The organism is Nocardia sp. NBC_00881 (assembly GCF_045207455.1).
Taxonomy (GTDB): Bacteria; Actinomycetota; Actinomycetes; order Mycobacteriales; family Mycobacteriaceae; genus Nocardia.
Genome location: NZ_CP108798.1, coordinates 3307458 through 3323979, shown reverse-complemented (window position 1 = coordinate 3323979; position 16522 = coordinate 3307458). Strand labels below are relative to the sequence as shown.

Below are 16522 nucleotides of genomic sequence, written 5' to 3'. Positions count from 1 at the left end.
CGGTACTGCCGCGGTGTGATCACGTCGCTTGATCCCGGATCTTCGTGTCCGGCTTGGTGGAGAATTCGTCGCTGCGATACGGTTTCGGCCGACCGGGGGCCGGCATCCGCGTCGGTGTAGTGCTGAACTCGGTTGTCCAGGTACCGTTCCGGCAATCTGTGGCTAGGAGTCGAGATGAATCGAACGAACCGTGCCCTTCGCTCGCTGTGCGCGGGGTCGATGCCGATCCTCATGCTGTCCGCGTGCGGCGGTGCGAACGGGGGCACCACCGGCGGGCCGACTTCCGCCGCGCTGCGCGACGAAGCCTCGAAGATGGCGGCCGCGCTGGCGAGCCACGATTACGCGGCCGCCTATCAGTTCCGCTCCGCCCGCTGCAAGCTCACGCTGAACGAGGACGACTACGCGGCGTCCATGGCGCAGCTCTACGACGGCAGGGACCTGAACAACAAGCCGTCGGAGGTCAGCGTCACCACGTCGGGATCGACGGGGACAGTCACGATCAAGAACTTCGACGCCCGCTCCGGTGAGGACGATCCGAAGCCGCGGACCTGGACGTTCATCGACGGGCAGTGGCGGTTCGACAGCTGCTGAGCGCGGTTCCGCGGCGAAGGCGACCGTATCACTCGCGCTGGGCCCGATTGGCGGCATCGATGATCGTGCGAATCAGCCCGGGCAGGGCGGATTCGAGGTCCTCGGTGCGTAGGCGCTGACAGGTCTGGCCGTCGATGACCAGGCGCTCGATGACACCGGCCTCGCGCAGGATCTTGAAGTGGTGGGTGGCGGTCGATTTGTTGATCACCTCATAGAGCGCTCCGCAGCGGACGGCCGTTCCCGCGTTGCTGAGCCGCCGTACCATCTCCAGACGCACCGGATCCTGGAGCGCGCCGAGCACCGTGGGTAGCGAGGCCACCGGCGGCGCGCCGGGTGCTGCCTCGTCAGTGTTCGCCATGATCCAGCTCACTCCCAGGTTTGATGACCATCGTACTGGATGTATGGTCGATTGCGGTTCGACCGTTATCAAACTTACCTGATCGGAGTTTCGATGGCAGCGACAATGACGGTGGCCGCCGCCGACGAGCAGACCGCGCAACGTTGGGCTTACTCCTTGGTGCTGGCCGCGACCGGTGTGGCACTCGGCGTATCGGGCGTGCCCGCGCCGCTGTATGGCATCTACGAGAAGCAGTGGCACCTCTCGCCGCTCACGACGACCATCGTGTTCGCCGTCTACGCGGTCGCCGCGCTGGGCGCGGTGCTCGTCTCCGGACGCCTTTCCGACGTGGTCGGTCGAAAGCCGGTGCTGCTCGGCGCTTTCGCCACCATGGTGGCGGGGCTGGTGGTATTCATGCTGGCCGACAGCGTCTTGCTGCTGCTGCTCGCGCGTGCGCTGCACGGCGTCGCGGTCGGCTCCACCGTGGTCGCGGGCGCCGCCGCGCTGCTGGATCTGCGCCCGCATCGCGGCGCGCGGTCCGGGCAGCTCAGCGGCGTCGCGTTCAACGTGGGCATGGCCGTGGCGATTCTGGGCTCGGCGCTGCTCGCGCAGTACGCTCCACATCCGCTGCGCACGCCCTACATCGTGATCACCGTCGTCTGCCTGGCGATCGGCGTCGGCGTGCTCGCCCTGCGCGAACCGCACTCGGCGCGGGTGGCCGTTCGTATCCGGATTGCGAAACCGGCGGTGCCGCAGGAGATTCGCGGCGACTTCTGGTTCTCGGCGGTCGGGGTAATGGCCGCCTGGTCGGTGCTCGGTGTGCTGCTGTCGTTGTACCCCTCGCTGGCTACCCAGCAGACCGGCATCCACAACCTGGTCTTCGGCGGAGCCGTGGTCGCCTCGACCGCGCTCTCCGCCGCCACCGCTCAGCTGTTCGCGACCGGGGTGCCCGCACGCTGGGCCGCGATCATCGGCGACACCGGCATGGCGCTGGCGCTGCTGCTGACGGTGCCGGCGCTGGCCACACACAACTGGATCGTGGTCCTCGGCGCGGGTGTCGCGCTCGGAGGGCCCTTCGGACTCGGTTTCGGCGGTTCGCTACGCCACTTGTCGGAAGTTGTGCCACAACACAAGCGGGGCGAAACGATGTCGGCGTACTACCTCCTGGCCTACTCGGCCATGGCGTTGCCCACCATCCTGGCCGGCTGGGCGGCCACGACCTGGGGCCTGAGCACTGTCTTCCCGTGGTTCATCGGTATCGTAGCCCTAGCCTGCCTGTTCGCGGCCGGGCTCGGCGTGCGCCGCAACCGAGCGGCGGCCCGGTAGACGGCATGAGCGGCGATTGGCATTTGCCCCCGGGTGTCCGCTAATGTTTTGTGTCGCACCCCGGACAAAACCGCGATGCGAATGCGGATGTAGCGCAGCTGGTAGCGCATCACCTTGCCAAGGTGAGGGTCGCGGGTTCGAATCCCGTCATCCGCTCCACGAAGAGACCTGGTCAGAGCTGCTGAATTGGCATCCAGCGTGTCAGCGGACTTGGCGGCGCCCTAGTCTCTGCCATCGGCCCGACGGTTCTGGCCGATCAAGTCAGTCAGCGGTCGCGGAGGGATTCGATTGCTGTGCGGAGTTTGGTGGTGGCCTCGCTGGCGACGGGCTCGAGTGCGGGCTCGTTGGTGACCTGGACCATCAGTTCGGGATTCATCGCTTCGATGATGATGGTGTTGTCGGTCGCGGTGTCGCGCCGGACGATCACATTGCAGGGCAGCAGCAGCCCGATCTGACGGTTCACGCCGACCGCGCGGTGGGCCAATGATGGGTCGCAGGCGCCGAGGATGCGATAGTCCTCCATGTCCGCGCCGAGTTTGGTCTTCAACGTCGATTTCATGTCGATGTCGGTGAGCACGCCGAATCCCTGGTCGGACAGTGCTGCACGGGTTCGTTCGACGGCGTCGTCGAAGCTGGTGTGGAGTGTGGTCGATAGGGCCAGGTTCATGGTGCGGTCTGCTTTCTGTTGGTTCGGTGGTGTGGCGTGACGTCATGCTCGTGGCCGGACCGCGACGGCTTGGCCGCCTGCTGTGGTGACGTCCATGACCGCGGATTCGGCCTCGGCGGTGTTGGCCGTGTAGGCGATGACGACCGCCATGCCGTCGGCGGCCAGCCGCTCGGCGCTGCGGCGTCCGATGCCCCGCGATCCGCCGGTCACAATGGCTACACGGGTGCTCATGGTCTCGGTCCCTTCGGAAATGGGTTTTCCGGTTGGACGCCATTCCGCTTGCGACAGGCCGGAGCCGGAGAGGTCGCCATGCTCGCCGGGATATCCACCGACTGCTACATCGAAACCGAACGGACTTCTGTTGTAGCCATCGAGCTGACACTGATCGAACGCTCGTTGTGACTGCAAGAGCGGTATCGGCGGTGACGTCGAGGCTCGAGTTGGCAGGGGCCGGGCGGGTGAGCCGTCCCGCCGTTTGAATGCGGCTTCGTGGGTATCCGTTCTGTTGAGTCTCGAGCGAGAGGAGATGAGCACGATGATGATGTTGGATCAGATGATGGCGATGGCACGTGACTGGTTGAATCGAATGTTTCCCGGCATGCCGATGATGATGTGATCATCCACCGCGGAACGTCTGCGGCGCGGCTGCGCTGATTCCGAGCCTGATCGAGGCGAGCGGTTCGGTGGGCTTTTCGAATCTCGACCCGAGGCTGGGCCGCAGGTGTAGTACGGCTTTCACCGTATCCCGCCGGGAGTACAGCGGAACTCCTGCCCGTAGTCGAGTCTGAAGGGAGACCGAATGCAGGCCGACTTGCAGCACGCGAAACGTCCGGTCAGCGCGGCGCTGGCGGGTCCCTACGGGCACCCGTTCCATCCGATCATGGTCACCGTGCCGATTGGTGCGTGGGTGTCCAGCCTGGTATTCGATATCGCCAGCCGCTTCGTCGATGACCCGGATTTCCTGGCGAAGGGCTCGCTCTGGCTGATCGGCCTCGGCGTCGTGGGCGCCTTGGCCGCCGCGACCGTCGGGTTCCTGGATTTGCTCGCTATCCCGACCGGGACCGCAACGTATCGCACCGCCCTGGTGCACATGACCCTGAATCTCGCTGTCACCCTCGCCTATGTCGTGAATTTCCTGTGGCGCCGCGTCGGCAATGGTCCGACGGGTCCGGTCCCGATAGGGCCGATCGCGTTGTCCATAACCTGCCTCGCAGTGCTGGTGATATCCGGATATCTCGGTGGAAAGCTTGCCTACCACTACGGCGTCCGCGTTGCCGACGAACGGACGCAGGCCGAGGGCTACCGAAAAACATCGGAGGAGCATTGATCATGGATATCGCCGCTCTCGTCACCTGGGTGCTGACCGCGTCGGGTGGCGCTTTCCTGTTGGGTACCTGGATCGCCAAGGGTGGCCTGCGGAGAAAAGACGCCAGTCATTTCCCACCCGCACTGATCTTCGGCCACTTCGCATTGGCCGCGATCGGGCTGATCATTTGGATCGTCTATCTCCCCACCGACAACCGCACGCTCGCCTGGATCGCATTCGCGTTGCTGGTTCCCGTCGCCCTGCTGGGCTTTCTCATGCTGGCCCGGTGGTTGCCGACCTATCAAAATCGCACCACGAACGACATTGTCGGCAGCGAACGGCCCGAACAACATTTCCCAGTGGCCGTCGTCGTCGGCCATGGACTCCTTGCCGTCATCACAGTCCTACTCGTCCTTCTGGCCTCGGCGGGTGTCGGCAGCTGAGCGCAGTCACCCTTGCCGGGCGCGCCGCCACGGTGCCGGTCTCGGTGTCGTCGTGACACCACTTCTGCTCCTCGGCAGCTACCCATGCAGTCGCTGCGAGACCTCGGTGGCCCAATAGGTGATGACGATCCGCGCACCCGCCCGGCGGATCGCGGTCGAACTCTCCTCGATGGCCCGCTCCCGTTGTAGCGTCCCCTGCTGCGCAGCGGCCTCGATCGCGGCGTACTCGCCCGACATCTGATAGGCCGCTACCGGCACATCCACCGTGTCGGCTACGCTGCGCACCACGTCGAGGTAGAGTCCGGACGGTTTGACCATGGCCAGATCGGCGCCTTCCTCGATGTCCAGCCACACCTCGCGCAGCGCCTCGCTGAGGTTGGCCGGGTCCTGTTGATGGGTGGCTCTGGTGCCGACCAACCAGGATTCGACGGCTGTGCGGAAGGGTGGAGTGCGCCATGAACGTTTCGCGCTGATCACTGCTTCTGCGATTACCGTCTCCCTGCCGCAGTGCCGGTCCGATGTGATATGAACTCGACGTCGAAATCAGGTTTTGTGTCCTTGTCAGGCGCGAACACGCCCTACCGGGTCGAGGGTGTGGAAGGAATGACATGCCTGAACCTGAACCGTCCGTGGTCTCGACACAACAGGAGAGAAGAGTTATGAGCACAGCAATAACCCGCACCGCCATCGTCACCGGCGCCGCCCGCGGCATCGGTGCCGCGTCCGCCCGGCGTTTGGCGAGGGACGGATTCGCCGTCGGCGTCGTGGATCTGGACGAATCGACATGCGAATACATTGTGGGCGAGATCGAATCGGCCGGTGGAAAGGCGATCGCGGTCGGTGCCGACGTCTCCGACGAACAGGCCGTGACGACCGCTGTGGAGCGGATCGCCACCGAACTGGGCGCACCGACTGTACTGGTGAACAACGCCGGCATCCTCCGGGACAACCTGCTGTTCAAGATGACAGTCGCCGACTGGGACTCCGTCATGAACGTGCATCTGCGGGGTTCATTTCTGATGAGCCGTGCCGCGCAGAAGTACATGACAGAGGCCAAGTGGGGGCGGATCGTCAACCTGTCCAGTACTTCGGCGCTCGGCAACCGCGGCCAGGCAAACTATGCCGCGGCCAAGGCGGGCCTACAGGGGTTCACCAAAACGCTCGCGATCGAGCTGGGCAAGTTCGGGGTGACTGTGAACGCGATCGCGCCCGGATTCATCGAGACCGATATGACCGCCGCGACTGCCGAACGGATGGGTGTGCCGTTCGAGGAGTTCCGCGATGCTCTGGTGGCGCAGATTCCGGTGGGCCGCTCCGGCAAACCGGAGGACGTCGCGAACGCCGTGTCGTTCTTCGTCAGCGAGGACGCCGGGTTCGTCTCCGGGCAGGTGCTCTATGTCGCCGGTGGGCCGACGAACTGAGGAAGGGCCGAAACATGAGAGTGTTCCACGGAATTGCTGAACTCGAGCAGGCCATCGACACCCATCTCGGCTACAGCGACTGGTACACGGTGACTCAGCGGCAGGTCGATCTGTTCGCCGAGGCCACCGGTGACCGTCAGTGGATCCACGTGGACCCGGTGCGGGCCGCTCGGGGCCCGTTCGGCACCACCATCGCGCATGGCTATCTGACACTGTCGCTGCTGCCACTACTGGTGTCGCAGGTCTATCGAGTCGACGGTCTGAAGATGGGGATCAACTACGGCTGCAACAAGGTTCGATTCCCTTCTCCGGTACCGGTGGGCAGCCGGGTGCGGGCCGGTGTCGAGTTGGTGGAGCTGAAACAGACCAGCGCAGGGGCTCAGGTGACAGCTCGGGTAACCATCGAACGTGACGGTGGCGAGAAACCGGCCTGTGTCGCGGAGGCACTGTCGGTGCTGGTGCCCTGATCGCGTCAGAGACCGGCCTCGGTCGCGACGCGGTCGGCGGTGTCGATGAGGCCTTCGACGAGTTCGCGGGTCGGGGTGCCCGCGGCAGCGCGATTGCGGGGATCGTCGAGGGTGCGACGGAATACGCCCTCGGCGATGATCGCCAGCTTCCACAGCCCGAGCGCATGCCAGAAACCCAACGCTCGCCGATCGCGCCCGGTGACCGCGAGATACTCCTCGATCAGCTCCTCGCGGACGGGGAAGCCGGGCAGGGTACAGATCTCCAGGCCTGCGATGGTCGGTTCGCCGACGGTTGGCCAGTAGGCCAGGAGACTGCCGATGTCGGCAAGCGGATCGCCGAGTGTGCATAGTTCCCAGTCGAGCACCGCCGCGATTTCACCAGTGGGCGCGACGATGACGTTGCGCAGGTTGAAATCGCCGTGCACAAGGGTGAGTTCTTGTTGTTCGGGAACGGCGGCCAGCAGGCGTTCGGTGAGCCGGTCCAGCGGTGGCAGCTGGCGGGTCTTGGACCTTTCCCACTGATCGGACCAGCGCTTCAGCTGACGCCCGGCGTACGGCTTGTGGCTGGCCAGGTCGATCAGGCCCGTGGCCGCCAGGTCGACGGCGTGGATGCGGGCCAGCGTGCGCACCAAGGCGATGGCGGTCTTGCGACGCTGCTCGGCGGTCAGCTGGACGGCGCTGTCCATCCGATCGACCACCAAGCCGTCGACGTACTCCATCAATACCAATGCTGTGTCACCCTCGTGCCGCACATCGTGGATCCGGGGGACGGGGACGTCGGTGGGTTCCAGTGCGGACACGATCCGCGCCTCGCGAGCTACATCGTGCGCGGACGCCAGCAGGTGCCCCAAGGGTGGACGGCGCAGGATCCAGCGTCGGCCGTCGGCATCGGTGAGCAGAAAGGTCAGGTTGGACTGTCCGATACCGATCCGGACAGCCTGAACCGGCGTGGTGCAGGCTATGTCCAGCATCGACAACCACGCGGTGATTTCCGCATCGTCGATGTCGAAGGTCGACGAATCCTCGGTGGGACGAATGAGTGCCGTCCCGCTGTCGTGTTGCATTTCCTACTCCCGCTGAAGGTGCCCTGTTATGAGCCGAAGGCGGCCGGTGTGTCCACCTTCGCGCGGACCTTTCCCAGCTCGGCCCGAGCGATGGAACGTTTGTGCACCTCGTCGGGCCCGTCGGCGAGACGTAGCGTGCGCAGGTGCGCGTACATGCTGGCCAAGGGGAAATCGTTGGTGACGCCGCCGCCGCCGTGCACCTGGATGGCGCGGTCGATGATCTGCAGGGCCATGGTGGGCGCCGCCACCTTGATCGCGGCGATCTCGACTCGCGCCGCCTTGTTGCCGACAGTGTCCATCATCCATGCGGCCTTCAGCGTCAGCAGCCGGGTCTGCTCGATCGCGATGCGGGCCTCTGCGATCCAGTCCTGGATGTTGGCGCGCTCACTCAACTTCTGTCCGAACGTGTTGCGTGATTCGGCACGCGCGCACATCAATTCCAGGGCGCGTTCGGCCATGCCGATAGCGCGCATGCAGTGGTGGATGCGACCGGGGCCCAGCCGGGCCTGGCTGATGGCGAAGCCTTCGCCCTCGCCCTTCAGCACATCGGTCGCGGGTACGCGCACGTCGGCGAAGACGATCTCCGCGTGGCCCTCGCGATCCGCATACCCGAACACAGGAAGGTTGCGGACGACGGTGACACCCGGAGCGTCGATGGGCACGACCATCATCGACTGCTGGCGATGCTTCGGGCCGTCCGGATCGGTCTTGCCCATGACGATGAGCACCTTGCAGTTCTGGTGCATCGCGTTGGACGCGAACCACTTTCGGCCGTTGAGCACATAGTGGTCGCCGTCGCGTTCCATGCGCAGTTCGATGTTGGTGGCGTCCGAGCTGGCCACTGCCGGTTCGGTCATCGCGAAAGCCGAGCGTATGGTGCCGGCCAGCAGCGGCTCGAGCCAGCGCTCTTTGTGCTCCTGCGAGCCGAAGAGAGTGAACACCTCCATATTGCCGGTGTCGGGAGCGTTGCAGTTACATGCCTCTGGGGCAAGGTTGGGGCTGCGACCCATGATCTCCGCCAGCGGAGCGTATTCCAGATTGCTCAGTCCCGGCCCCCATTCCGGGTGCGGGTGGAAGAGGTTCCACAGACCGCGGCGGCGTGCCTCGACCTTGAGATCCTCGAGAATCCGCGGATGGTGATGCGGATTGCCGGACGCGGCCATCTGCTCCTCGTAGACCGATTCGGCTGGGTACACGCGCTCGGCCATGAAGGCGAGCAGCTCCCGCTGATACTGCTGGGAGCGTTCGGACGAGGTGAACGGATCCATGGGACCTCCGATGGGTCGGGGCGCGGGCGTGCCGCTCGCTGTGAGCGACGGCGCGGCGTTGTGTAGTTACTGGGATGGCCGGTCGAGCCGGCCAACTCTGACGCCGGCGTTCTCGGGCCGCATCGGGAATGCTTGATTCCGGGTGCACCGGGCACTGCCGCCTCGCTGGTCATGGGCCATCGCTTCCACTGCGTAGCCAGGTCGAGCGTATTCGAATTTGACGTCATATTCAACTAAGGTAGGTGTGGCAGGTTGGCGAGACGCTGTGGGCCGGTGCGAAATCTCGGTGCACTGGAGATGCTTTTCGGACTTCCGGCTCTCCCTTACTCGACAGTCTCGGCGATGCCTCCGAGCCGTCGGGTAATGCGAGTCGAATCCCCTGGCTGTACGGCTCCTGGCCGAGCAGTAGAGTGCGTTCTCCGTCCGGCGCTGTCCCGTGGGGTAGCTCGCCAGCGCTGTTACGATCCCCGAAATGAGCATCTGATCCGACGACATGGAGTGAGACGTTGAGCGCCCAGGACGTTGCCGAGGGGGACCCCGGCCGCGGGGCTCCGCGCAGCAAACGCGGGATGCGGACCCGTAGCGCTTTGGTGGCAGCGGCTCGGGAGGTGTTCGAGCGGGAGGGGTACCTGGATGCCCGGATCAGTGACATCTCCAAAGCCGCCGGGGTGGCATCGGGGTCCTTCTACACCTATTTCGACAGCAAGGACGAGATCTTCGCCGCCGTCGTCGAACAGGTGCGCGAGGAAATGCTGCACCCGCATGTGCGGCAGCGGACGGGAATCGAAGACCCACGGCAGTTGATCGCCGCGGCCAATCGCGAATACCTGCTGTCCTATCGCCGCAACGCACGCCTCATGGCTCTGCTGGAACAGGTGTCGCAGATCGACGACAAATTTCAGGCGATGCGGTACGAGCGCGCGATGGCGTTCGGTGAGCGCAATACCGCGATGATCCGCGAGCTGCAGGAACGTGGCGAGGTCGATCCGGAGCTCGATCCATGGGTAACCGCGCTCGCACTGTCGAACATGGTCAGCCGGATGGCGTACACGGTGTTCGTACAGCGGGAGAAGATCACTTTCGAGCAACTGGTCGACACCCTGAATCGACTCTGGTGGAATGCCCTTCGACTGGACCCGGTCAGCTGATCGCTCGACACCTGGGGTCGACCTCCTCCTCCGAGGCGCCGAGGCCAGGGAGACCGATCCCGCGGACTGCCGAGCCTGGTCAGGGCGTGCGCACTGCCTGCGGTTCCAGCCCGCTCCGCAGCGCCGTCATGCCCGCCGCGGCTTGGACGACGAACATTGCCAGCAGCGACCATAGGATCGGACTCCAGTCGTCGGTGCGGACGTGCAGCGCGCTGAGCGTAGCGACTCCCGCTTCGAGCTCTACCTGAGTGAGAAGACCGTCGAGGCTCACCTGACGCGCCTGTACACCAAGCTCGGCGTCTCCTCGCGGGCGGAACTCGCCGCCCTCGCGGCCAGCGATCGGATCAGCCAGGTACGTGACCCGCGCGAGCCGATTGCGCGCGTTGTTCGCACTTTTTGTTTCATCTCCCACTCCGCGCGGTCCGATGCCGGGACGGCACGCTATGACGGTCGTTGGCGGCACTTTGCGCGCCAAAATCCGTTGTTCGGGTCCACGGCGGGCCCGTAACGTCGCTTCGGTTTGCCCATCGATCAACCGAAGGAGATTCGTTATGCACGCCGTCACCGAACGCGATATCAGGTCGTCGTTCGTCAACTGTTCGAAAGGCGAGGCCAAGCGATTACCCGTGCCCCGCGACCTGGACGACCGACCGTGGGACGATCTGGACTTCCTCGGCTGGGGCGACCCGTCCTTGCCCGGGCGGTGCTATCTGGTTGTCCCACAGGACGATCGGTTCGTCGGTGTCGCGCTGCGCTACGCGACCGGTGGCTCCGGTCGGGCGCAGATGTGCACGATCTGCCTGACCACGCACACCGGCGGCGTCTCGCTGATGACCGCGCACAAGGCGGGCGAATCCGGGCGAAAAGGCAACTCGGTCGGCACCTACATGTGCACTGACCTCGCCTGTTCGCTGTACGCGCGGAACAAGAAGAGGCCCGCGCTCGGCAGCCGGTATCGCGAAGATCTCACGCCCGAGGAGAAGGTGGAGCGGGTGCGCGACAACATGAGCGCGTTCCTGGCAAAGCTCTATACCTGATCCCGAACGCGACAACGACCCAGCACGCAGCCGCCGGGCTGCGCACCCGAACGGAGGTAGATGCCATGCGCCGACACTCGAGGACCGACTTGCCGAGGCGCCCCGAGTCCAGCGACACCGCAATAGGACTCGGGGTTGGTCGGTACTTCCCTGATCCCGGCCGGGTCATCATGGGTAGCACAGTTAGCCGGTGGACATGTCGGTTTCGTGCAGGGTCCGCCATCGGAATCGCCGCTCCGCGGCATCGATGACCAAGACCGCGGTCGTCCGCCGATCGGATCGACGGCCCGCGTGGCGGTGGCGTTCCAGGAACCGGACCACCGTGAAATCGGCTGTGTCGAGCAATACTTCGAACTCGGCAATCTCGATCCTCAGGCCGGGACTGCTGTTTCGGGCGGTTCGCAGGGCCGCGAGCAAATCTGCCTTGGCAAGCACGGCGCCCGAGGTGGTGACCATGGAGAACTCTGTGTGCTGCGTCGCGGCGAATTGTTCCAAAACCTCTGGTGACGCTTCCGAACCCAGCCAGGTGGCCAATAGCGCATGTACGGACTCGACGTCGGTCAGCGGATCGAGTGTGTTCTCCTTACCCATGCCCGAAACCATACGATTGTTGCCGAACGGCTAGGGGCAGCGGATGGGGGAGTCCGGTCGCCGGCAATCAGGCGCAGCGGCCAAATCCACGCATCGCGGCTGTAATACACGCGGCCGCGTGCTCCCAACCCGCCGGAAGCGGATGCCGAACGAGGGGGCGGCGCCAGCGGACGCCGCCCCTCGTCGTTACGTCGGCCAGCCGCCGTACGGAACGGTGATCAATTCCAGGAAATGACCGCTTGGGTCGAGGAAGTAGACGCCGCGACCGCCGTCGTTGTGGTTGATCTCGCCGACCCCTTGTTGGCGGGGATCGGCCCAATGCTCCAGCCCGTAGCGCTGGATCTTGGCGTAGGCCGTGTCGAACTCGGTCTCGGAGATCAGGAATGCGTAATGCTGGGGTTGGATTTCGGTGACGTGTGGCGGCACGTTCGCGAAGTCGAGTGTGACGCCGTTATCCAGGGGAACCGGAATGAACGGCCCCCAGGGTGTTCCGATTTCCAATCCCAGGATGTCCCCCCAGAATTCGGCGGACACCCGATTGTCGTGGCAACCGACAATGGTGTGATTGAACTGTACAGACAGTGGAATTTCTCCTCTGATCGTGACGGTCCCGACCCCGGGCTCGGTACAAGGCGGCCAACGGGAGCACCGTCACGATCGAAGAAAATAGCACCGTCATCATGGAGAGCGCCAGTGCCCATCCGGCCGACCCGGCCGGCGTCGAGGTTGCCTGCGCCGGTCACCTGTCCATCAGCATGCCAACACGCAGCGGCGACCCCAGATCTGGCGGTTGCCCGCCGCATGCGGCCACATCGGCCCCACTCCCGCTTCCGAGCGGAGCGAGACCAAGCATTCGCCGCGAACACGCCGCGCCCGCGCGGCCAAAAACACAGCTGTAAAAATGCACTATGAAGATTCGTGGGGCGGTCCTGGAGCGGATCGCGGCGCCGGTGCCGTTCGCCGAGTCGGAGCCGATCACCGTATGCGAGCTGGAACTGGGCGAACCAGGGCCGGGTGAGCTGCTGGTTCGGATCGAAGCGGCGGGGCTGTGCCACTCGGATCTGTCCGTGGTGGACGGCAACCGAGTGCGGCCGGTGCCGATGCTGCTCGGACACGAGGCTGCCGGGCTGGTCGAGGCAATAGGACCTGGTGACAGCGATATCGAGGTCGGCCAGCGCGTCGTGATGACCTTCCTGCCGCGCTGTGGGGACTGCGCGGGCTGCGCGACGGAGGGGCGGACGCCGTGCGTGCCGGGCAGCGTCGCCAACAACGCGGGCGAACTGCTCGGCGGCGGGCGGCGGCTGATCCGCGATGGCGCCGAGGTGCACCACCATCTCGGCGTGTCCGCCTTCGCCACCCACGCGGTCGTCGACCGCAGGTCGGTGGTACCGGTCGACGACGATGTGCCGCCGGAGGTCGCCGCCGTACTCGGTTGTGCCGTGCTGACCGGTGGTGGCGCCCTGCTGAATTCGGCGAAGCCGGGCCTGGGGGACCGGATCATGGTGGTCGGTCTGGGCGGCGTCGGGATGGCGGCAGTACTCGTCGGGCTCTCGCTCGCGGCGGAAGGGCACGAGGTCATCGCAGTCGACACAGTTCCCGAAAAGCTTGCTCTCGCACGGGAATTGGGCGCTGACGCGGTGTATAGTCCGGCCGATATCGCCGAATTCGGTGTGCAGGCGGAGGTGGTGGTCGAGGCCGCGGGCAATATCCGCGCCTTCGAAACCGCGGTGGCGGCGACCGCGCCCGGCGGCACCACGGTCACCGTCGGACTCCCGGCTCCGGACGCGCGCGCCGGCATCTCGCCGCTGGCCCTGGTCGCCCAGGGTCGTTCGATCGTCGGCAGCTACCTCGGCTCCGCCGTTCCCTCCCGCGACATTCCCGAGTACGTCCGTATGTGGCGCTCGGGCCGCCTCCCGGTCGAGCGGCTCGTCTCGGCCCACATCGGCCTCGACGAAATCAACCGCGCCATGGACGAACTCGCCGCGGGCCACGCGCTGCGGCAGGTGATCATCTTCGATTGAGGCGGTCAGCGGCCCTGGGTCGGGATTCGGCCCCGATGGGTCGGTCCATCGCGTCGACGAACCGTTCGAGCAGGCGTGCGAACTCTGCGCGTTCACCGGGTGTCCAGTCCGCCATCGCGGCGGCCATGGCGGAACGGCGTCCCGTTCTGGCGTCCGTCACGGCGTCGCGTCCACCAGGGGTGAGGCGCAGGACGGCGCGCCGTCCGTCGCGCTGATCGGCGACCCGTTCCAGCAGGCCGGAAGAAACCGCCTGGGCCACCACGCGGCTCGCGCGCGGCTGGTCGATACCGAGCGCAGGGGCCAGCGCTCCGACCGTGACGGCGTCGCCGTCGGCGACAGCATCGAGGACGCGGAACACGGCGACCGGTATTGCCCGGCCGCCCCCGAGCGCACCGCGGGTCTGCCTGCGCCGAATCCGGACCATGGCCGCTTCCACGGCCACGGTGATCGCATCGTGCTGATCCATTCGATCACTCTGCCACGCGTCGAAAGTATATGTAAGAATACATGTAATTGTCCAAATGCATCTATTGGGAGTGAGATGGCTATTCAGCGCGCGATCGGGTACTGGCTCGTGGAACTCGATCGGCTGATCAGCAAGCGCTTCGACGAGGACCTCGCCACGGGTGAACTGAGCCGCAGGCACTGGCAGATGCTGCACTCCCTGGCGGACGGGCCGCAGCGCGCCGACGACCTCAGGGACGCACTCGCCGCATTCTGGACGCACGACTCCGAATGGAGCAGCGAACTGGCCGCCGTGACGGACCGGGGATGGGTGGCCGACGACGCGGGCATGTTGGTGCTGACCGAGGCAGGACGCGGCACGCATGATCAGGCGTGGGTCCGGATCAGGGAGCGGCGTCGACGGATGGTCGAAGGCATCACCGACGAGCAGTACACGGAGACCGTGCGGGTGCTGCGGCGGATGGCGGAGAACATGGCGGGCGCGCCGAGCGCAGGTCAGCCGACCGGTACCCCAGCGCGGTCGATAGGCTGACCCGAACCGAAGCGGAATTAGGAGGTGCGGTGGCCATTCGGGTCGGAGTGCTCGGAGCGCGCGGCAAAGTCGGTCAGGCGATCTGCGCGGCGGTGGACGCGGCGGCCGATCTGGAGCTGGTCGCGTCCGTCGACAAGGACGATTCTCTCGACCGGTTCACCGCGGCCGACACCCAGGTCGTCGTCGACTTCACCCACCCCGATGTGGTGATGGGCAATCTGAAGTTCCTGGTGGAGCACGGGATTCACGCGGTGGTCGGGACCACCGGGTTCGATGTGGCCCGCCTGGCGGAAGTGCGTGGCTGGCTGGCCGACCGCCGGACGACCGGAGTGCTGATCGCCCCGAACTTCGCCATCGGCGCGGTGCTGTCCATGCGTTTCGCCGAGCAGGCTGCCCGGTTCTTCGAGTCGGTCGAGGTCATCGAGCTGCACCATCCGAACAAGGCGGACGCGCCGTCGGGCACCGCCTACCGCACCGCGGGTCTGATCGCCGCCGCCCGGGACAAGGCGGGTGTAGGCCCCAGCCCCGACGCGACGACGTCCGAACTGGACGGCGCCCGCGGCGCCGACGTGGACGGGGTGCGGGTGCACTCGGTGCGCCTGGCCGGTCTGGTCGCGCACCAAGAGGTCCTGTTCGGCACCCAGGGGGAGACCCTCAGCATCCGGCACGACTCGATCGACCGCTCGTCCTTCGCCCCCGGCGTGCTCCTCGCCGTACGGGAAATCGCGAACCGCCCGGGTCTCACCGTTGGGCTCGACCCGTTCCTGGACCTGTGAGCAGCGCGGAACCGGTCCCGAACGGGCAGAACAAGGAAATCGTCAAGGTCGTCGCGCTGATCGTCGCGCTGGTGCTGGTGCTGGGCTTCTATTTTCTGCTGCTCGGCCGCATCGCGTTCAGCCTGATCGATTCCGGCGACGCGGCGGCGATCATCATCGGCATCGGTGTGCTGATCCTGCCATTGCTGGGTGTGTGGATTGTCGCGGCGACCGTGCGCGCGGGCCTCGCGCATCAGCATCTCGCGCGGCGTATCCACCAGGAGGGTCTCGAGCTCGACACCTCACAGCTGCCGCACCGCCCGTCCGGCCGCATCGAGCGCGAGGCCGCCGACGCACTGTTCGCGAAGATCAAGGCGGAATGGGAAGCCGATCCGGACAACTGGCGTGTCTCCTATCGGCTCGCGCGCGCCTACGACTACGCGGGCGACCGCGCCAGAGCCAGGGAGACGATGCGCCGCGCGGTCGCGCTGGAACGCTACGAGCGCGGCAACCCCTGACCGTCGCGAGGGCCGATACCATCGCACTGTGGCCCGGTTGCTGATCGTCCATCACACTCCGTCCCCCCATATGCAAGCGATGTTCGAGGCCGTTGTCTCCGGTGCCACCGCCCCCGAGATCGAAGGCGTGGAGGTTGTGCGCCGGGCAGCGCTGGCCGTCACCACACCGGATGTGCTGGAAGCCGACGGGTACCTGCTCGGCTCTCCGGCGAATCTGGGCTACATGAGTGGTGCGCTCAAGCACGCGTTCGACACCTTCTACTACCCGTGCCTCGACTCCACCCGCGGCCGCCCGTACGGGCTCTACCTGCACGGCAACGAGGGAACCGAGGGCGCGGAGCGCGGCGTGGAGCGCGTGACGAAAGGCCTGGGCTGGGAGTGCGTCGCCGCGACGGTGGTCGTCTCCGGCCCGCCCGACAAAGAGGACATCCAGCGGTGCTGGGAACTCGGCGCGACGCTGGCCGCGGGACTCATGGAGTAAGGGATCCCCCGATTTCTGGTGTCTGACCATTCCGAGTGACGGCCCGGCATACTGGCACAGCGATTGTTCGGGGGATATGGGAAA

Annotated in this window: 22 protein-coding genes, 1 tRNA gene and 1 pseudogene; 15 read left to right on the top strand and 9 right to left on the bottom strand. The window is 65.8% G+C overall.

Annotated features, from left to right (window positions below; genetic code table 11):
- Positions 1-174: 174 nt before the first annotated feature.
- A complete protein-coding gene (locus OH799_RS13580) occupies positions 175-591 on the top strand; it encodes a hypothetical protein (protein ID WP_406280165.1) in 417 nt (138 codons plus the stop codon).
- Positions 592-619: 28 nt separating this feature from the next.
- On the opposite strand, the gene OH799_RS13575 is transcribed toward OH799_RS13580, so the two are convergent.
- Positions 620-949 (bottom strand): ArsR/SmtB family transcription factor, encoded by a 330-nt coding sequence (locus OH799_RS13575; protein WP_406280163.1) that lies wholly within the window; start codon positions 947-949, stop codon positions 620-622.
- A gap of 93 nt (positions 950-1042) precedes the next feature.
- Here OH799_RS13575 and OH799_RS13570 point away from each other — a divergent pair, with 93 nt between their 5' ends.
- Both OH799_RS13570 and OH799_RS13565 read left to right on the top strand, forming a co-directional pair.
- Positions 1043-2254: an MFS transporter gene (locus OH799_RS13570; protein WP_406280161.1), complete on the top strand. Its 1212-nt coding sequence runs from the start codon at positions 1043-1045 to the stop codon at positions 2252-2254.
- An 83-nt stretch (positions 2255-2337) separates the two neighbouring features.
- A tRNA-Gly gene (locus OH799_RS13565) sits at positions 2338-2413 on the top strand.
- 106 nt (positions 2414-2519) lie between these two features.
- Here OH799_RS13565 and OH799_RS13560 read toward each other — a convergent pair.
- Positions 2520-2921 carry a DUF302 domain-containing protein gene (locus tag OH799_RS13560; RefSeq protein WP_406280159.1) on the bottom strand — a complete coding sequence of 134 codons (402 nt, stop codon included), beginning with the start codon at positions 2919-2921 and terminating at the stop codon, positions 2520-2522.
- A 42-nt stretch (positions 2922-2963) separates the two neighbouring features.
- Positions 2964-3152 (bottom strand): SDR family NAD(P)-dependent oxidoreductase, encoded by a 189-nt coding sequence (locus OH799_RS13555; protein WP_406280157.1) that lies wholly within the window; start codon positions 3150-3152, stop codon positions 2964-2966.
- Between the two features lie 568 nt (positions 3153-3720).
- Between OH799_RS13555 and OH799_RS13550 the strand changes: the two genes are divergently transcribed.
- Positions 3721-4248, top strand: coding sequence for a DUF2231 domain-containing protein (locus OH799_RS13550; RefSeq protein WP_406280155.1), 528 nt, complete (start codon positions 3721-3723; stop codon positions 4246-4248).
- Between the two features lie 2 nt (positions 4249-4250).
- Complete coding sequence (locus OH799_RS13545) at positions 4251-4670, top strand: hypothetical protein (RefSeq protein ID WP_406280152.1); 420 nt, start codon at positions 4251-4253, stop codon at positions 4668-4670.
- Between the two features lie 78 nt (positions 4671-4748).
- On the opposite strand, the pseudogene OH799_RS13540 reads toward OH799_RS13545, so the two are convergent.
- Positions 4749-5114: pseudogene (locus OH799_RS13540) on the bottom strand (porphobilinogen synthase); the annotation flags it as partial.
- A gap of 215 nt (positions 5115-5329) precedes the next feature.
- On the opposite strand from OH799_RS13540, the gene fabG reads away from it, so the two are divergent.
- Both fabG and OH799_RS13530 read left to right on the top strand, forming a co-directional pair.
- Positions 5330-6091, top strand: a complete 762-nt coding sequence (gene fabG, locus OH799_RS13535; RefSeq protein WP_406280149.1) for a 3-oxoacyl-ACP reductase FabG — start codon at positions 5330-5332, stop codon at positions 6089-6091.
- Positions 6092-6105: 14 nt separating this feature from the next.
- Positions 6106-6558: a MaoC family dehydratase gene (locus OH799_RS13530; RefSeq protein WP_406280146.1), complete on the top strand. Its 453-nt coding sequence runs from the start codon at positions 6106-6108 to the stop codon at positions 6556-6558.
- Between the two features lie 5 nt (positions 6559-6563).
- Here OH799_RS13530 and OH799_RS13525 read toward each other — a convergent pair whose 3' ends face one another.
- Together OH799_RS13525 and OH799_RS13520 are read right to left on the bottom strand one after the other, a co-directional pair.
- Positions 6564-7622 carry a phosphotransferase family protein gene (locus tag OH799_RS13525; RefSeq protein WP_406280143.1) on the bottom strand — a complete coding sequence of 353 codons (1059 nt, stop codon included), beginning with the start codon at positions 7620-7622 and terminating at the stop codon, positions 6564-6566.
- Between the two features lie 26 nt (positions 7623-7648).
- On the bottom strand, positions 7649-8890 hold the full coding sequence (locus OH799_RS13520) for an acyl-CoA dehydrogenase family protein (RefSeq protein WP_406280140.1): 1242 nt from the start codon (positions 8888-8890) through the stop codon (positions 7649-7651).
- A gap of 569 nt (positions 8891-9459) precedes the next feature.
- Between OH799_RS13520 and OH799_RS13515 the strand changes: the two genes are divergently transcribed.
- From OH799_RS13515 to OH799_RS13505, 3 genes are all read left to right on the top strand, one after another.
- Positions 9460-10038 carry a TetR/AcrR family transcriptional regulator gene (locus tag OH799_RS13515; RefSeq protein WP_406282068.1) on the top strand — a complete coding sequence of 193 codons (579 nt, stop codon included), beginning with the start codon at positions 9460-9462 and terminating at the stop codon, positions 10036-10038.
- A gap of 202 nt (positions 10039-10240) precedes the next feature.
- The gene (locus tag OH799_RS13510) at positions 10241-10546 is read left to right on the top strand and encodes a helix-turn-helix transcriptional regulator (RefSeq protein WP_406280137.1); all 306 of its coding nucleotides are present in this window, start codon (positions 10241-10243) and stop codon (positions 10544-10546) included.
- A gap of 43 nt (positions 10547-10589) precedes the next feature.
- Positions 10590-11075 carry an FBP domain-containing protein gene (locus tag OH799_RS13505; RefSeq protein WP_406280134.1) on the top strand — a complete coding sequence of 162 codons (486 nt, stop codon included), beginning with the start codon at positions 10590-10592 and terminating at the stop codon, positions 11073-11075.
- A 183-nt stretch (positions 11076-11258) separates the two neighbouring features.
- On the opposite strand, the gene OH799_RS13500 is transcribed toward OH799_RS13505, so the two are convergent.
- Both OH799_RS13500 and OH799_RS13495 read right to left on the bottom strand, forming a co-directional pair.
- Positions 11259-11666 (bottom strand): hypothetical protein, encoded by a 408-nt coding sequence (locus tag OH799_RS13500; protein ID WP_406280131.1) that lies wholly within the window; start codon positions 11664-11666, stop codon positions 11259-11261.
- Between the two features lie 186 nt (positions 11667-11852).
- A complete protein-coding gene (locus OH799_RS13495) occupies positions 11853-12248 on the bottom strand; it encodes a VOC family protein (RefSeq protein ID WP_406282064.1) in 396 nt (131 codons plus the stop codon).
- 326 nt (positions 12249-12574) lie between these two features.
- Between OH799_RS13495 and OH799_RS13490 the strand changes: the two genes are divergently transcribed.
- The gene (locus tag OH799_RS13490; protein ID WP_406280128.1) at positions 12575-13687 is read left to right on the top strand and encodes an alcohol dehydrogenase catalytic domain-containing protein; all 1113 of its coding nucleotides are present in this window, start codon (positions 12575-12577) and stop codon (positions 13685-13687) included.
- On the opposite strand, the gene OH799_RS13485 is transcribed toward OH799_RS13490, so the two are convergent.
- The gene (locus OH799_RS13485; RefSeq protein WP_406280125.1) at positions 13674-14153 is read right to left on the bottom strand and encodes a MarR family winged helix-turn-helix transcriptional regulator; all 480 of its coding nucleotides are present in this window, start codon (positions 14151-14153) and stop codon (positions 13674-13676) included. The genes OH799_RS13490 and OH799_RS13485 overlap by 14 nt on opposite strands.
- Before the next feature lie 75 nt (positions 14154-14228).
- Here OH799_RS13485 and OH799_RS13480 point away from each other — a divergent pair, with 75 nt between their 5' ends.
- Genes OH799_RS13480 through OH799_RS13465 form a run of 4 tightly spaced genes read left to right on the top strand, consistent with a single transcriptional unit; the run spans position 14229 to position 16438 of the window.
- The gene (locus tag OH799_RS13480) at positions 14229-14684 is read left to right on the top strand and encodes a MarR family transcriptional regulator (protein WP_406280122.1); all 456 of its coding nucleotides are present in this window, start codon (positions 14229-14231) and stop codon (positions 14682-14684) included.
- Between the two features lie 29 nt (positions 14685-14713).
- On the top strand, positions 14714-15460 hold the full coding sequence (gene dapB / locus OH799_RS13475; RefSeq protein WP_406280119.1) for a 4-hydroxy-tetrahydrodipicolinate reductase: 747 nt from the start codon (positions 14714-14716) through the stop codon (positions 15458-15460).
- Positions 15457-15957, top strand: coding sequence for a hypothetical protein (locus tag OH799_RS13470; RefSeq protein ID WP_406280116.1), 501 nt, complete (start codon positions 15457-15459; stop codon positions 15955-15957). Before dapB ends, OH799_RS13470 begins: the two co-directional genes overlap by 4 nt.
- Positions 15958-15985: 28 nt before the next feature.
- A complete protein-coding gene (locus tag OH799_RS13465; protein WP_406280113.1) occupies positions 15986-16438 on the top strand; it encodes a flavodoxin family protein in 453 nt (150 codons plus the stop codon).
- Positions 16439-16522 lie beyond the last annotated feature (84 nt).

Excerpts from the sequence above, each read along its gene's own strand:
- OH799_RS13505 (WP_406280134.1), top strand. The coding sequence starts at position 10,590 with ATGCACGCCGTCACCGAACGCGATATCAGGTCGTCGTTCGTCAACTGT.
- OH799_RS13480 (WP_406280122.1), top strand. The coding sequence starts at position 14,229 with ATGGCTATTCAGCGCGCGATCGGGTACTGGCTCGTGGAACTCGATCGG.
- OH799_RS13515 (WP_406282068.1), top strand. The coding sequence starts at position 9,460 with ATGCGGACCCGTAGCGCTTTGGTGGCAGCGGCTCGGGAGGTGTTCGAG.
- OH799_RS13560 (WP_406280159.1), bottom strand. The coding sequence starts at position 2,921 with ATGAACCTGGCCCTATCGACCACACTCCACACCAGCTTCGACGACGCC.
- OH799_RS13575 (WP_406280163.1), bottom strand. The coding sequence starts at position 949 with ATGGCGAACACTGACGAGGCAGCACCCGGCGCGCCGCCGGTGGCCTCG.
- fabG (WP_406280149.1), top strand. The coding sequence starts at position 5,330 with ATGAGCACAGCAATAACCCGCACCGCCATCGTCACCGGCGCCGCCCGC.
- OH799_RS13525 (WP_406280143.1), bottom strand. The coding sequence starts at position 7,622 with ATGCAACACGACAGCGGGACGGCACTCATTCGTCCCACCGAGGATTCG.
- OH799_RS13485 (WP_406280125.1), bottom strand. The coding sequence starts at position 14,153 with ATGGATCAGCACGATGCGATCACCGTGGCCGTGGAAGCGGCCATGGTC.
- OH799_RS13550 (WP_406280155.1), top strand. The coding sequence starts at position 3,721 with ATGCAGGCCGACTTGCAGCACGCGAAACGTCCGGTCAGCGCGGCGCTG.
- OH799_RS13570 (WP_406280161.1), top strand. The coding sequence starts at position 1,043 with ATGGCAGCGACAATGACGGTGGCCGCCGCCGACGAGCAGACCGCGCAA.
- OH799_RS13545 (WP_406280152.1), top strand. The coding sequence starts at position 4,251 with ATGGATATCGCCGCTCTCGTCACCTGGGTGCTGACCGCGTCGGGTGGC.
- OH799_RS13490 (WP_406280128.1), top strand. The coding sequence starts at position 12,575 with ATGAAGATTCGTGGGGCGGTCCTGGAGCGGATCGCGGCGCCGGTGCCG.
- OH799_RS13555 (WP_406280157.1), bottom strand. The coding sequence starts at position 3,152 with ATGAGCACCCGTGTAGCCATTGTGACCGGCGGATCGCGGGGCATCGGA.
- OH799_RS13500 (WP_406280131.1), bottom strand. The coding sequence starts at position 11,666 with ATGGGTAAGGAGAACACACTCGATCCGCTGACCGACGTCGAGTCCGTA.
- OH799_RS13520 (WP_406280140.1), bottom strand. The coding sequence starts at position 8,890 with ATGGATCCGTTCACCTCGTCCGAACGCTCCCAGCAGTATCAGCGGGAG.
- OH799_RS13580 (WP_406280165.1), top strand. The coding sequence starts at position 175 with ATGAATCGAACGAACCGTGCCCTTCGCTCGCTGTGCGCGGGGTCGATG.
- OH799_RS13530 (WP_406280146.1), top strand. The coding sequence starts at position 6,106 with ATGAGAGTGTTCCACGGAATTGCTGAACTCGAGCAGGCCATCGACACC.